Here is a 13,517-nt window from a genome sequence, read left to right on the forward strand (position 1 = left end):
CACCCTGCCACCCCCTCTGGATCACCCTTTGTGGCCGCCGTATTTGTCGCAATCCCTCCCAAGGGTTAAGATTCCCCCCAAACGTCAATTCGCAAGGCCCTCCATGTCCACTCAATACAATGCGGATGCCATTGAGGTCCTCAATGGCCTCGAACCGGTGCGTCGCCGCCCCGGCATGTACACCGACACCACCAGGCCCAATCACCTCGGCCAGGAGGTCATCGACAACAGCGTCGACGAGGCGCTGGCGGGCCATGCCCGTACCCTGGAGGTGACCCTGTATGAAGATCAGTCCCTCGAGGTGATCGATGACGGCCGTGGCATGCCGGTCGACATTCACCCGGAGGAGGGGGTCTCCGGTGTGGAGCTGATCCTCTGCAAGCTGCACGCGGGGGGCAAGTTCTCCAACAAGAACTACCAGTTCTCCGGTGGCCTGCACGGGGTGGGCATCTCGGTGGTGAACGCCCTGTCCGATCGGGTCGAGGTGACGGTGCGCCGGGACGGTCAGGTCTATGACATCGCCTTCGAACGTGGCGACAAGGTGCAGGAGCTGACCATCAGCGGCACCTGCGGCCGTCGCAACACCGGCACCCGGGTGCGCTTCTGGCCCCAGGCGAGCTACTTCGATTCGCCGCGCTTCTCGGTCTCCAAGCTCGAGCACCTGCTCAAAGCGAAAGCCGTGCTCTGCCCGGGCCTCACCATCAAGTTCCTCGACAAGAACACCGGCATCAAGCTGGAGTGGTGCTACGAGGATGGCCTCAAGGATTACCTGGTCGATGCGGTCAAGCAGTTCACCTGCCTGCCGGAGCAGCCCTTCGTCGGCGCCTTCAGCACCGAGCAATCGGCGGTGGACTGGGCCCTGTGCTGGTTGCCGGAGGGGGGCGAGTGCCTCGCCGAATCCTATGTGAACCTGATCCCCACCGCGCTGGGCGGCACCCACGTCAACGGCCTGCGCCAGGGCCTGCTGGATGCCATGCGCGAGTTCTGCGAGTTCCGCAACCTGTTGCCGCGCGGGGTCAAGCTCACGCCGGAAGACATCTGGGATCGCTGCGCCTACATCCTCTCGGTCAAGATGCAGGATCCCCAGTTCGCCGGCCAGACCAAGGAGCGGCTGTCGTCCCGCCAGAGCTCGGCCTTCGTCTCCGGGGTGGTGAAGGATGCCTTCAGCCTCTACCTGAACAGCAACACCGAGCTGGCGGAGCAGATCGCCGAGATCTGCATCAGCAGCGCCCAGCGCCGGATGCGCGCCGCCAAAACGGTGGTGCGCAAGAAGATAACGCAAGGCCCGGCCCTGCCCGGCAAGCTCACCGACTGCAACTGCGCCGATCCCATGCAAGGCGAATTGTTCCTGGTGGAGGGTGACTCCGCGGGCGGCAGCGCCAAGCAGGCGCGGGATAGGGAATTCCAGGCCATCATGCCCCTGCGCGGCAAGATCCTGAACACCTGGGAAGTCGAGGCCGGCCAGGTGCTCGCGTCCCAGGAAGTGCACGACATCTCGGTGGCCATCGGCCTGGATCCGGACTCCGAGGATCTCAGCGGCCTGCGCTACGGCAAGGTGTGCATACTCGCGGATGCGGACTCGGACGGTCTGCACATCGCCACCCTGCTGTGCGCACTCTTTGTTAAGCATTTCAGAACCCTGGTCAACAAGGGCCACGTCTATGTGGCCATGCCGCCGCTCTACCGGATCGACATCGGCAAGGAGGTCTTCTATGCCCTGGACGAGGACGAGAAGAACGGCGTGCTGCAGCGGGTCGAGGCCGAGAAGAAGAAGGGCAAGGTGATGGTTACCCGATTCAAGGGCCTGGGTGAGATGAACCCGAAACAGCTGCGGGAAACCACCATGGATCCCAACACCCGCCGCCTGGTGCAGCTCACCATGGGCGAGATGGAGGAGGGGGACGAGACCCTGCAGCTGATGGACATGCTGCTGGCCAAGAAGCGTGCCCCGGATCGCCGCGAGTGGCTTGAGGAGAAGGGCAACCTTGCGATCATCTAAGCCAATGGCCTCCGTCATCAGCCGACCCGACTTCCAGGTGCGCCGCCCAGTGGCGCACCCCAGCAAGAGAACAACCTTATGAGTGATGCTATCGAGCTCAGTCTGGACGGGGTAGAGCGCCAGCCCATGCGCGCCTTCACCGAACAGGCTTACTTGAACTACTCCATGTACGTCATCATGGATCGGGCCTTGCCCCACATAGGTGACGGCCTCAAACCCGTGCAGCGGCGCATCATCTACGCCATGAGCGAGCTGGGGCTGTCGGCCCTCTCCAAGCACAAGAAGTCCGCCCGTACCGTGGGTGACGTGCTGGGTAAGTACCATCCCCATGGCGACAGCGCCTGCTACGAGGCCATGGTGCTGATGGCCCAGCCCTTCTCCTACCGCTACCCGCTGGTGGACGGTCAGGGCAACTGGGGGGCACCGGACGATCCCAAGTCCTTCGCCGCCATGCGTTACACCGAGGCGCGGCTGTCGCGCTTCTCCGAGCTGCTGCTCTCCGAACTCGGCCAGGGCACTGTGGAGTGGACGCCGAACTTCGACGGCACCATGAAAGAGCCCGTGGTGCTGCCGGCCCGCCTGCCGCACATCCTGCTCAACGGCATCACCGGCATCGCCGTGGGTATGGCGACGGATATCCCGCCCCACAACGCGCGGGAAGTGGCTTATGCTTGCGCCGAGCTGCTGGACAACCCGAACGTGGGTCTGGATGTGCTGATGCAGCATATTCAGGGGCCGGACTACCCGACCAACGCCGAGATCATCACCCCTCGCGACGACATCCGCAAAATTTACGAGACCGGCAAGGGCTCCATCAAGCAGCGGGCGGTGTGGAGCGAGGAGGATGGCGACATCGTCATCACGGCGCTGCCCCATCAGGCCTCGGGCGCCAAGATCATGGAGCAGATCGCCGCCCAGATGGTGGCCAAGAAGCTGCCCATGGTCACGGATCTGCGGGACGAGTCGGATCACGAGAACCCGACCCGACTGGTGATCATCCCCCGCTCCAACCGGGTGGACGTGGAGGGGCTGATGGCCCACCTGTTCGCCACCACGGATCTGGAGAAGAACTACCGGGTCAACCTCAACATCCTGGGGTTGGACAACCGACCCCAGGTGAAGACCCTCAAGATGATCCTCGCCGAGTGGATCACCTTCCGCCGCGAGACCGTGCGCCGCCGCCTGCAATATCGCCTCGACAAGGTGCTGGCTCGCCTGCACATCCTCGAAGGCTTGCTGGTCGCCTACCTCAACATCGACGAGGTGATCGAGATCATCCGCACCGAGGATGAGCCGGGCAAGGTGATGGTGGAGCGCTTCAACATCAGCGAGACCCAGGCCGAGGCGATCCTCGAGCTCAAACTGCGCCATTTGGCCAAGCTCGAAGAGTTCAAGCTGCGCGCCGAGCAAAACGAGCTGGCCGAGGAGCGGGACAAACTCGAACTGATCCTGGGTTCGGAGCGCCGCCTCAATACCCTGCTCAAGAAAGAGCTGCTGGCGGATGCCGAGAAGTACGGCGACGATCGCCGCACCCCGCTGGTGGAGCGTGCCACCGCCGTCGCGCTGACCGAGAAGGAGCTCACCCCGAGCGAGCCGGTCACCGTCATCCTGTCCGACAAGGGTTGGGTGCGCGCCGCCAAGGGCCACGACGTGGACGTGGCAGGCCTCTCCTACAAGGCGGGGGATGGCTATCTCACCCACGCCCTGGGGCGCAGTAACCAGCAGGTGGTGTTCCTCTCCACTCTGGGCCGCACCTATTCCCTCGAGGCGCATACCCTGCCTTCCGCCCGCAGCCAGGGTGAGCCGCTCACCGGCCGCTTCGCGCTGGGGGCTGGAGAAGAGGTGCGTCATCTGGTGATGGGCAACGAGGGAGAGCCTTACCTCATCGCCAGCGACGCCGGTTACGGGTTTGTCTGCAACTACGACGACCTCATCGGCAAGAACAAGAACGGCAAGGCGCTGCTGACGGTGCCGGAAGGGGGCCTGGTGATGGCGCCCCAGAAGATTGGCTCGCCGGAGACTGATCTGTGCATGGCCATCTCCAACGAGGGCCGCATGCTGCTATTCCCGCTCAGCACCCTGCCGGTGCTCGGCAAGGGCAAGGGCAACAAGCTCATCAGCATTCCATCCGCGCGCGTCAAGGCGCGGGAGGAGTTTATGGTGATGGCCGCCATCATACCCCAGGGCCAGTGCGTGACCCTGTTCGCCGGCAAGCGCAAGCTCACTCTCAAGCCGTCTGACCTTGACTACTACCGCGGCGAGCGCGGCCGCCGTGGCGCCAAGCTGCCAAGAGGCTTGCAGCGGGTGGACCGAATCGAGATAGAACCCACCGCCGGCGAGACGGTAGCTGGGGAAAATCAGGAAGGGTAATTAATAAAGAAGGGCGCGAAAGCGCTCTTCTTAATTTTATTAAAACCCTCTGGGGTTATATTAATTGATACAATGTTAAAAATCTACTTTAGTCCTTCTGCCATTTATATATTTATATAATTCCACATGTTTCAATTCTGTAACTTTAGTAATAATATCCTTTGCCTTTTCAATATGTTCCTGGGGGGCTTTTTCGCCAAAGCATATTGATTTTATATCATTTTTATTGAGTTTCTTTAGACAGAGAACTTCGGGGTGTCTAGCTATGTGATGTAAATCAACACTCCCATAAGGTTCTATGGTTAAGCTTCCATCATTGTGTTCTTCATATAAATGTTTGTGTTTTGAAAGAGACGACTTAAGTTCTTCTGATGGTTTTATAGCTATTATTCGGTCTGCGTAGTGAAGATCAATTATAAATCTAAACTCCTCCTCCTTACTCCAGCTCTCTTTTTTTCTGGTTAAAGCTGTTGTTGTAACGAATTTCCAAAGATACGGTAAGCTTTTATCAATTGGATGAAAGTTTTTAATGTCATATTTAGAATTACAGTATGTTACTTTGTGTAATTCGTTTTGACTGCATAAATTAGTGATGTCATATTCAACGCAGACACCTTTTTGCGCGTTCGCATACAAGCCCCACATCATATCGTTCAGTGGGTTTGTGCAGAGGGAAATAACACCCTTTCGTTGAATTTCTTCGTTGATTACTTGCAATGACCTTTCTTTGGCTATATGTATTAATTCAGCCTCTGATTTAGAGGGAAATTGTCTTTTGTACTCATTGATGATGAGTGGGATGGCTGGAAGCCTAGTAATAAGTTGTGAATAGTTTTCATGTGTCTTTTCTTCTTCGATATCATTTAACAATGCCACATGAGTCATTTTTAATGATGGAGAGGTTAATATTTCTTCAAAAAAAGAACTTAGGTATTTGTACATACTATTATCCTGCACGATAGGTATATTTTATACGGATGTATAAGATAGATAAAATAGCATTTGAAGAGCTTTATTTGAAGCTCGTTTTTGCTGAGGAGCTTGGTGGAGATTCTGGAATACCCACCGTTGTGAGCGTTATCTAACTGAATTGGGAACGATCAAGCGTCACCTCACGCTAAGGCGGGCACGGTATTGAGGCCCGTAGGTCTGATTAGCGAAGCGTAATCAGATGTTTGCGAAAACCGGTTGCCGCAATTCTGTTGGTGCTCCAGCTGCTCTTTTCTCTATGTCCATAGCCACCGATATTGTGGTGTGGCCAATTACGCTTCGCTAATCGCCCCTACTTGCCCATGCTTGATTTAACGCTCTGCAGTTTGCCCATTGCTTCTGTTGGGATGGCTTGTGCCCCCTCATCCCCGACCCTTCTCCCGCGAGGGGAGAAGGGGATCAGACCGCAGCTAGTTAGGACTATGGTGGTTGCATGGCTGGACGTCGATATTTGGGCAGTGGTTACATGGGAGAGAACGAACGTCTGAAGCAGTTGTTGAGATATGAAGTGACCACCATGGGTTAAGGCTGGCTCGATACGGTTCCCTCTCCCCTTGGGAGAGGGCCAGGGTGAGGGGATCCGGTAATCAGCAGGTAGGATGCAATGAACAAGCTGAATTGTACCGCTGAGCCGTCAGTTATTGAAATTCCACTTGATGGGCAGCTCGATATCAAAAGCCAGCTGATCCCCTTCGAGGCTAAAGGGCAGGCTGGTCTGGTGCTGCTCATATTCGTTGACGATAAGGCAGCACTCGAAGAAGTTGGATTCGTAGCTGAGGTGGGCCAGACCATGGGCGCCGTCTTGATCGAGTTCGATGCGCAGCACCTGCGGTGGATGCTCCTGACTGAGGTTGACCGCGGGATTGCCCTCATCCACCAGCCGCTCCAGCAGGGGGAAGAAGTCTTGTCTGTGGGCCGTTATGACCTGAGTGATGGCTTGCTCCAGCTCTGCCCGGGTGGCGAAGGGGCCGCCGAGGGGGTAACGGGTCTGGATCCTTTCCTGAGTCATGATCTTTGCTCCTGAACTGAGATGTGAGAATGGCCTGATCCGTTTGAGGGGCCCTTGATCCTGGACCGGAGACCCGGCTTTTTTATTGCAAATTATCGGCTCTGCCTTACTCCATCAGGGCATTCCTCGCCCTGGCAGATGAAACGATCTGTGAAATAACAATAGGGCAGATGTTTATAAAACATCAGGCGGGGATCCGGCCATTCTTCACCAGCGCCCGGCGGATGTTCTTGCACATCTTGCCAAAGCTATAGAGTTCGTCGAAGCTGGGCGGGATGCCGCGATTGATCTGATATTGCCAGTAGCTGAGATCCGTATCCACCAGCTCCATCAGCTTCTTGGGGCAGCCGATACAGGTGTTGTCCGGCCCGCATTTGAAGGTATCCGGTTGATAGAGCGGGAATTCTTGCTTCACGGCATCGATGATCTGCTGCATCGCTGTGATACGGTCGGGTTTTCTGCTCACGCCTGGCCCCTGCTGCCTGTAGGAAGGATTCATTATATTCCTGACAGTCTGTAGGCCAATTACACCAAGGGGTTAGCTCATTGTGGGTGGATCTGGTGGCAGGGGCCCTGGCGGGGCTGATGTCACATCGAGGGAGACGGCGCTCACTCCTCTATGGGCGAAGCGGGCAATGAAGCAGGAGGATGCAGTCTGTGGCTCCTCTATATGGGCTTGCCGGAGGCATGGCTGGAGAAGATGGTGATGAACCGGCCGGCGGGCTCGCGCAGGGTGAAGAGCTCGTGCGCGATGGCCGGGCGTGCCTCTATGGGAGAGGGCGCCAGCCCCAGGGCGCTCAGGCGCCGGTGGCTCTCGTGCAGATCGTCAACCATCAGATCGAAGGGGGCCTCTCCCGCAGCGACCTTATCGCTGTGCATCAGCAGCAGGTGGGTGCCGCCGCGCATCTCCAGCACGGAGATTTCGGGCCCGTCGAAGAGGAGCCTCATGCCGAGGGCCCGCATAAAGTGGACCGACTCCGCCATGCGATCCGTCTGCAGCACCACGTGGGCCACGCCCACCAGGGGTTTGTTGTCGTCCAGCTCCATCTCTGCCTCCCGAAAACGTGTGCCGCCGTCCAAGCCCACCTTTTCCCATGCCAGTCGATATGGCGGGATAGGGATACGCCCGGTCAGACCGGGCGTTATAAGGATGGATGGGATGGGTCACACTTGCAGTGACAGCCTCTGCCTCGACGCCCGCCATGGGGGCCAGCACTCCTGTGTGGCCATCAAGCATGGGCACATACCCTCTGCGTGACTGGCCGCAATAACCGAGGCGGAGTGCGATCAGGCGGTGACGGGCTCCGCCGATGGGCTGAACCGGGCGGCGATCAGCAGCCGCAGGCGGGGCACCAGCAGCAGCAGGACAAGACCACCTGCGAGGGATCCCCAACCCAGCATATTGAATACGGCGCCGTAGCCCGGGTTGGTGGCGATCGGGGTGCTGCCGCTGTTTTGCGGCATGGCGGCGGAGACATAGCCCGCCAGCACGGAGGCGACGCCGGTCACCATCATCCAGCAACCCATCATCAGCCCCTGCAATCTGGCGGGGGCCAGCTTGCCGATCATGGCGTAGCCGATGGGGGAGATGAGCAGCTCACCCAGGCTCTGCAACACATAGCTGATGGCGATCCACTTGAAGGCGACCAGACCGTCCGCCCCCGCCAGGTGGATGCCCACCGGCAGCACCAGCATCCCCAGCCCCATGCAGAACAGGGAGGCGGCAAACTGGGAGGGGATGTCGATGCGCCAGCCCTGCTCGCGCAGGCGCTTGAACAGCAGGGCCATCAGCGGGCCGCCGATGACGATGACCAGGGTGTTGATGTTCTGGATCCATTGGGGGGCGACTTGCCAGCCGAACACATTGAGGTTGATGTTGTGCTCGGAGAACAGCATCAGTCCCATGGGCGCCAGCTGGTAGAGGGACCAGAAGATGAGGGAGCCGAGGGCCAGAATGAGGTAGGCCACCATGCGGCTGCGCTCGGCCGGATCCCGATGGCGCGCCGTCATCACGCAGAGCAGCACCAGCACCATTGCCCCCAGCAGCAGCACGAAGCTGCCGCTGAAGCTGGCGTGGGTCAGCAGCAGGCGCAAGGCCGGCACCAGCAGTGCCAGGATGGCGAGGCCGCCGAGCATGCGCAGGTAGAAGCCGCGCCCCTTGATGTGGCGCAGTGGCGTGTTGATGTCCGCCAGAATGGGCCAGAAGCAGAGGGTGGCGATGATGGCCAGCACGTTGCCCAGGGTGGCGAACAGGAACAGGGTGCGGTAGTCCTCGGTCAGCTGGAAGTAGCCCGCCACCGAGAAGCCGATGAAGAAGCCCAGGTTCATGCCGGCGTAGTTCCACAAGAAGGCGCTCTCGCGGCGATGATCGTCCGGGGCGAAGCGCTGGGTCAGCATCATGTTGAGGCAGGTGACGTTGAGGCCGCTGCCGGTGAGGAACATGGCGAGCCCCCAGTAGAGGCCATCGACCCCCATCTCGGCGATGAGGTAGCAGCCGATCACCTGCAACACCATGCCCATGACGAACAGGTTGCGGTTGCTGAGATAGCGCCCGCCGAGGTAGCCGCCAAACAGGTGCAGGCCGTAGTTGAAGGCGCCGAAGATCCCCATCATAGCGTTGGCCTGGGATTCGCTGAAGCCGAGCCGCTTGGTGGCGTAGAGCACCAGGGTGGAGTAGAGCACGGCAAAGCCCAAGGTGGCGAAGGTCTGGATAAAGAACAGGGCACCCGAGCCCGGGGGAACGCTGGCGTGATGAGAAGCTGGGGTCGAAGCGCTCACGGCTTGTCTCCTGTGAGAGGGAAATCACAACTCATCCTGAGAGCGTACCGGTCTGCTGCCGGTGAGCCTTTCGTGCGTCCTGCGGGTTTCAAGGCTGGATCGACATTTAGCGACCAGCCTTGGCAAATTGCCAGACCTTAAATTTAATCCCGAATGATTAATTGCTGTTTATCAACTTATTTTGACTTTTTATTCTCTTGCCGCTGCGGCTCGGTCACGCCCTGGTTGGTGAGAACGGCGCCCCTTCGGCATCTTGATGGCTGTTTGGCACCCTGTTGGTGAGGATAGCGAGATCCCTGTCACCTTTGTCGGGGTGTTCCCGCCATGACCCGCAGGAGGGGGGAGAGTGCCATCCAGGAGGGCATTCCGCCAGAGTGCATAAATATCTGAATAATGGGGCCGTTGCCGCCATGGCCGGCTTGCTGCGAATAGCACAACGCCCGGCGAACCGGGCGTTGGCTTATGACGGATGAGGGAAGGCCTATTTCTTGATTTCATGGCCAATCACGCCACCGACGACGGCCCCACCCACGGTACCAACCGCACTGCCTCCGGTCAGCACAGAGCCACCGACGGCGCCGATACCGGCTCCGATGGCGGTACTCTTGTCTTGTTGCGACATGCCGGAGCAAGCTGCCAAGCCAAACAGCATGACCATTGCGGCGGCGCCTCGTGCTAAACGATGGATCTTCTTCATGGGGTTTACCTCTTGATAGTGCTCGAGACGTTGTCACCAGCGTCAATCCTGAGCCCGACGCGCAGGCCGGGACAAGGGGCGCTCGACAGCGGATCTGACGGGCATAGTGAGGGAGGGGGCCAGATGTCTGATCTAGATCGGGTGCTCTGGCCGCCCCTTGTCCTCGCTCGTCGGTTTGCCCAAGTGGCCGTCGGCGACGGCACATTCACCCAGAGAGATGGAGCCCCTCTCTCCATAAGCTCGGCTCCTGAGGGTATATACGCGCCGCCGTTCGTTTCGGTTTACATGGCGGCCAGCTCCTTATCCCGATCCATCGCGCGTGGGGATAAGCGGGAGCACCATTTCTCGCCTCACCAGATAGCACAACGCCCGGCGAACCGGGCGTTGGATAACACAGGGGGGCGGCAAGCCGGCCTTAGAAGTCGTGGTAGAGCGGCCAGCCGAGCAGGGGGTGCTTGAGACCGGCGCGCATCTCCATGTTGTCGAGCTTCTCCGGCGAGGCGTTCTCTCGCTGCAACTGCTGGTACTGGCGCACGAAGTTCAGGCTGTGCAACAGGTTGGGCACGAAGCCCGGGCTCAACTCCTGACGCAGGGCGCTGGCCATGTCGAGGGGCAGCTCGGCGAGCAGGCGTTCAAGCTGGGTGGCGATATAATCTTTGCTGTACCACTCATCCTTTAGCGCGATATCCCGTGAAAGCCGGCGTTTTAGATCCTGTTTCACCTTCAACGGGGCGCCGCCGCTCGCCTTCGCCGCGCCGTCACCCTCACCGCAGAGCAGGCGATAGAGCAGGGCCTCCGCCAGCTTGTCTTCCATGGTGGGGTGATCGTTGTCATAGGCGAAGAAGTGGCTGTCCAGCAGCCCCATCAGCCGGGTCTTGTTGTGCTCGGCCAGCGCTTTTTCATACTCCTGCCAGCCTTGCCACTCCTCCACGTCCGGCGGGCTCGAGATCTTGTCCAGCAGCCGCGCATCCACGTCCCCATAGAGGCTGTTGCCAGCCTGCTTGGGGCTGACGGAGATGAGCATGGACCAGCCCTTCTGGAACGGCTTGATGGGCCCTTCCGGCGCCTGCAGCAGGGCCAGCGCCTTGGCGGTATCCCGCTGGGAGAGCTCCTGCAGTCCCAGGCTCACCACCCCGATCACGTCGTGGGCGGCCTGTTCCAGCAGGTGCATCTTGTACTTGTTGTAGTACTTGTCGGCGAACTTCAGGCTCATCAGCACCGCCTTGCCCTTGATGGCGGCAAGTTGCTGGGGGCTCAGGCGTTCGTTGTCACGGCCGAAGCGCAGCACCTGGCTGAGGAAGGGACCCTCGTTGGCCTCGCGGATGACTAGTTGCATGGCTATCTACCTCAATCCAGGAAGCTGAACATGTCGTCGACGTCGCCGTACTCGTCTTCCTCGACCTTGTTCTTCTCCTTGGCCTGCATCACCAGTTCGGCGGCGAACTTGTTGATGATGCCATCCCAGGAGGAGTGCTCGTTGCGCAGCAGGGACTTGATGGCTTTCTCCACCTCGGGGGCCTGCTCGCGAATGAGCATCAGGAGGCTGCGCGGGTCATCCAGGGAGTAGTCGTGGGTGCCCTCGGCCTGCTGGCGTTCGCTGTAGCGCAGGGACTCCTCGAGATCCTCTTCTTCTGCGTGCAGCACGTCGCCATAACCTTCGTCGTCCTCATAGCGATCGCCACGATAGAACTCGATGAAGGGGATGGCGAGGTAGAAGAGGCCGGCCGGATCTTCGGCGATGCACTCCAGGATCTCGCGTTGCTTGGCCTCGCTGTCCTGGGTGCGGATCAGGTAGTTGAGGAAGTCGAAGGTGTGCTGCTGCAACTCATCGGCGTTGTTCTTGATCGCCTCTTCCCAGTAGAGGGGCTGCTGGCAGACGATGTCGCGGATCCGCTCCGGGGTCATCAGCTCGGAGATGATGGACGGGAAGGAGATGTCGTGCTGGCCGTTGATCTGGGTCAGGGTGACGATATCAATATTTTCAATGACTTCGGCCAACTGTTCGTCGGACATGGTCTTGGCGATCAGCTCGAACTTCTCGCTCGCCTGCTTCGGCTCGATCACGGCCAGCTCTTTGATCTCGATGGCGGTAATTTCTATCAGACTGTTGCTCATGCTCTTATCCACTGCTGGCCCCAATTAGAAACGTACTTCGTCGTACATGTCCTGATCGTCTTCTTCACCGTCTCCACCGTGATAGTCGGCGTCGGCATCTTCCCCGTCATCCTCATCCTCGTCCCGCAGCTCATAGTCGTCATCCATATGACGGCCGCCGCGGGGCAGAGGGTTGTCCAGCAGATAGACCACGGCACAGGCTTCGATGAGCTGCTCCTCGCTCTGGGCCCGTACCGCCTTGACCAGGGGCAGGTCTGCGTTGTTGAACGCCACCGACACCTTGAACTCATCCCAGTCGGGCTGCACGTTGCTGCCGAGCCACTTGGCCCAGGCCAGCTTGGCCTTGGGGGGGAACTGCACCCGGCCGTAGAGGGCCAGCGGCAGGTACTCGGGCATGAATTCCAGCATGCTGATATCCGCCAGCAGCAGGGCCTTCATCTTGCCGGTGAACTGCTCCAGCGCCTTGGGCTGGTCCTGATCCCGGTAGGATTCGATGTTCTCGCCAGCATCACTCTGTAGCGCCTTGAGTCGCGCCTGATCCCATTTTTTTTGCATAGCACCCTCAGGGGTAGAATTGGTCCCACATCTCCTGCATGGCAGCAGCGGGATCGGTCACGATGACATTGTTGAAATCTTTGATAAAAGCGGCGCGCGCCTTGGGATCGGAAAGCACGTCATAGGCCTTCTTCACCTGATGCAGCTTGATGGCTGCCTGCTCTTTCTCTTCTTCGCTCGCCCCGATCAGTTTATCGGGGTGGTACTGGTTCGAGAGCCGTCGATAGGCTTTCTTGATGTCGTTTTCGCTGGCGTTGGACTTGACGCCCAGCACCCGAAAGTAGTTGTTCATGACAGATCCTGCATCATCAGAGTCACAATGCTGGCGCCTGATGGGGCTTGGGGAACCAGGCACGGTAAAAACCCGTCATTTTAACGGAAACAAGGCGCCACCGCCATGAATAGGAAGCGATATGGCGAGGATCGGAGCGGGGCCGCCTCCCGCCCGCGGGGCTACAATGGCAGAAGGGGCGAGGTGGCGGCCTGTTCTTCACCTGCTCCCCGGTGGCAGGGACGAGTGCCGGAGCAGGCGCTCGGCTCAAGCCAGATCATCTGGGGCCGGCAAGGCCGGGTCAGCATAAGGAATCATCGCCATGTTCAAACCTTGTCTTCTCTCTCTCGCGCTCTTCAGCGGTTTCACCTTCGCCGTCGATTCGTTGCCGGTCACGCCCATGATGGGGGACATCACCAAGGCGCAGTTCATGAAGCGCGCCGAGCAGCGCTTCGCCGTGCAGGATCAAAACGGGGACGGTGTGCTCTCGGTTGCCGAGAAGGAGGCCGCCCTGACCAAGATGGAAGCCTTGATGAAGCAGGCGGGCAAGCCGGTGCCGGAGCGCATGAGCGGCCTGAAGCCGAAAGGCAACACCACCAAGGCGCAGTACATGGAGCGCCAGGAGATCATCTTCTCTCGTCTGGACAAGAACGGTGACGGGGTGATCGGCGAGACGGAGCGGGCCGACATCAAGGCCCATCTCGACAAGTGGGTGATGGAATCCACCCCATAG

At 59.4% G+C, this 13,517-nt stretch carries 13 protein-coding genes; 3 read left to right on the forward strand and 10 right to left on the reverse strand.

Translation table 11 applies throughout. The features are described 5' to 3' along the window. The first annotated feature begins 103 nt into the window (after positions 1–103). Both parE and parC read left to right on the forward strand, forming a co-directional pair. The gene (gene parE / locus BN1124_RS14460) at positions 104–1,999 is read left to right on the forward strand and encodes a DNA topoisomerase IV subunit B (protein WP_042643065.1); all 1,896 of its coding nucleotides are present in this window, start codon (positions 104–106) and stop codon (positions 1,997–1,999) included. A 78-nt stretch (positions 2,000–2,077) separates the two neighbouring features. Beyond that, on the forward strand, positions 2,078–4,369 hold the full coding sequence (parC, locus tag BN1124_RS14465) for a DNA topoisomerase IV subunit A (protein WP_042643067.1): 2,292 nt from the start codon (positions 2,078–2,080) through the stop codon (positions 4,367–4,369). A gap of 75 nt (positions 4,370–4,444) precedes the next feature. Here parC and BN1124_RS20975 read toward each other — a convergent pair whose 3' ends face one another. The 10 genes from BN1124_RS20975 to atcJ form a co-directional block, all read right to left on the reverse strand. Further along, entirely contained in the window at positions 4,445–5,311 is an 867-nt protein-coding gene (locus BN1124_RS20975) for a DUF2971 domain-containing protein (protein ID WP_082041645.1), read from the reverse strand. A 682-nt stretch (positions 5,312–5,993) separates the two neighbouring features. Next, a complete protein-coding gene (locus tag BN1124_RS14470) occupies positions 5,994–6,368 on the reverse strand; it encodes a hypothetical protein (RefSeq protein ID WP_042643068.1) in 375 nt (124 codons plus the stop codon). A 184-nt stretch (positions 6,369–6,552) separates the two neighbouring features. Continuing rightward, positions 6,553–6,804 carry a hypothetical protein gene (locus BN1124_RS14475; RefSeq protein ID WP_042643069.1) on the reverse strand — a complete coding sequence of 84 codons (252 nt, stop codon included), beginning with the start codon at positions 6,802–6,804 and terminating at the stop codon, positions 6,553–6,555. Between the two features lie 230 nt (positions 6,805–7,034). After that, a complete protein-coding gene (locus BN1124_RS14480; RefSeq protein ID WP_042643071.1) occupies positions 7,035–7,415 on the reverse strand; it encodes a VOC family protein in 381 nt (126 codons plus the stop codon). Positions 7,416–7,655: 240 nt separating this feature from the next. Next, positions 7,656–9,146, reverse strand: a complete 1,491-nt coding sequence (locus BN1124_RS14485; protein ID WP_042643072.1) for a peptide MFS transporter — start codon at positions 9,144–9,146, stop codon at positions 7,656–7,658. Positions 9,147–9,627: 481 nt separating this feature from the next. Beyond that, positions 9,628–9,843, reverse strand: coding sequence for a glycine zipper 2TM domain-containing protein (locus BN1124_RS14490; protein ID WP_042643073.1), 216 nt, complete (start codon positions 9,841–9,843; stop codon positions 9,628–9,630). 415 nt (positions 9,844–10,258) lie between these two features. After that, a complete protein-coding gene (gene atcC / locus BN1124_RS14495) occupies positions 10,259–11,179 on the reverse strand; it encodes a cold adaptation protein AtcC (protein WP_042643074.1) in 921 nt (306 codons plus the stop codon). Between the two features lie 11 nt (positions 11,180–11,190). Beyond that, entirely contained in the window at positions 11,191–11,958 is a 768-nt protein-coding gene (atcB, locus tag BN1124_RS14500) for a cold adaptation protein AtcB (RefSeq protein ID WP_042643076.1), read from the reverse strand. 24 nt (positions 11,959–11,982) lie between these two features. Then, a complete protein-coding gene (gene atcA / locus BN1124_RS14505) occupies positions 11,983–12,513 on the reverse strand; it encodes a cold adaptation protein AtcA (RefSeq protein WP_042643077.1) in 531 nt (176 codons plus the stop codon). 7 nt (positions 12,514–12,520) lie between these two features. Continuing rightward, positions 12,521–12,805 (reverse strand): cold adaptation protein ActJcold adaptation protein ActJ, encoded by a 285-nt coding sequence (gene atcJ / locus BN1124_RS14510; RefSeq protein WP_042643078.1) that lies wholly within the window; start codon positions 12,803–12,805, stop codon positions 12,521–12,523. A gap of 301 nt (positions 12,806–13,106) precedes the next feature. Here atcJ and BN1124_RS14515 point away from each other — a divergent pair, with 301 nt between their 5' ends. After that, positions 13,107–13,517 carry an EF-hand domain-containing protein gene (locus tag BN1124_RS14515; protein WP_042643080.1) on the forward strand — a complete coding sequence of 137 codons (411 nt, stop codon included), beginning with the start codon at positions 13,107–13,109 and terminating at the stop codon, positions 13,515–13,517.

It is taken from the genome of Aeromonas eucrenophila (genome assembly GCF_000819865.1).
GTDB lineage: Bacteria > Pseudomonadota > Gammaproteobacteria > Enterobacterales > Aeromonadaceae > Aeromonas > Aeromonas eucrenophila.

What these genes read in the sequence shown, in the direction of transcription:
- atcB (WP_042643076.1), bottom strand. Translation starts at nt 11,958, where the DNA reads ATGAGCAACAGTCTGATAGAAATTACCGCCATCGAGATCAAAGAGCTG.
- BN1124_RS20975 (WP_082041645.1), bottom strand. Translation starts at nt 5,311, where the DNA reads ATGTACAAATACCTAAGTTCTTTTTTTGAAGAAATATTAACCTCTCCA.
- BN1124_RS14475 (WP_042643069.1), bottom strand. Translation starts at nt 6,804, where the DNA reads ATGCAGCAGATCATCGATGCCGTGAAGCAAGAATTCCCGCTCTATCAA.
- atcC (WP_042643074.1), bottom strand. Translation starts at nt 11,179, where the DNA reads ATGCAACTAGTCATCCGCGAGGCCAACGAGGGTCCCTTCCTCAGCCAG.
- atcA (WP_042643077.1), bottom strand. Translation starts at nt 12,513, where the DNA reads ATGCAAAAAAAATGGGATCAGGCGCGACTCAAGGCGCTACAGAGTGAT.
- atcJ (WP_042643078.1), bottom strand. Translation starts at nt 12,805, where the DNA reads ATGAACAACTACTTTCGGGTGCTGGGCGTCAAGTCCAACGCCAGCGAA.
- BN1124_RS14515 (WP_042643080.1), top strand. Translation starts at nt 13,107, where the DNA reads ATGTTCAAACCTTGTCTTCTCTCTCTCGCGCTCTTCAGCGGTTTCACC.
- parE (WP_042643065.1), top strand. Translation starts at nt 104, where the DNA reads ATGTCCACTCAATACAATGCGGATGCCATTGAGGTCCTCAATGGCCTC.
- BN1124_RS14480 (WP_042643071.1), bottom strand. Translation starts at nt 7,415, where the DNA reads ATGGAGCTGGACGACAACAAACCCCTGGTGGGCGTGGCCCACGTGGTG.
- BN1124_RS14470 (WP_042643068.1), bottom strand. Translation starts at nt 6,368, where the DNA reads ATGACTCAGGAAAGGATCCAGACCCGTTACCCCCTCGGCGGCCCCTTC.
- parC (WP_042643067.1), top strand. Translation starts at nt 2,078, where the DNA reads ATGAGTGATGCTATCGAGCTCAGTCTGGACGGGGTAGAGCGCCAGCCC.
- BN1124_RS14490 (WP_042643073.1), bottom strand. Translation starts at nt 9,843, where the DNA reads ATGAAGAAGATCCATCGTTTAGCACGAGGCGCCGCCGCAATGGTCATG.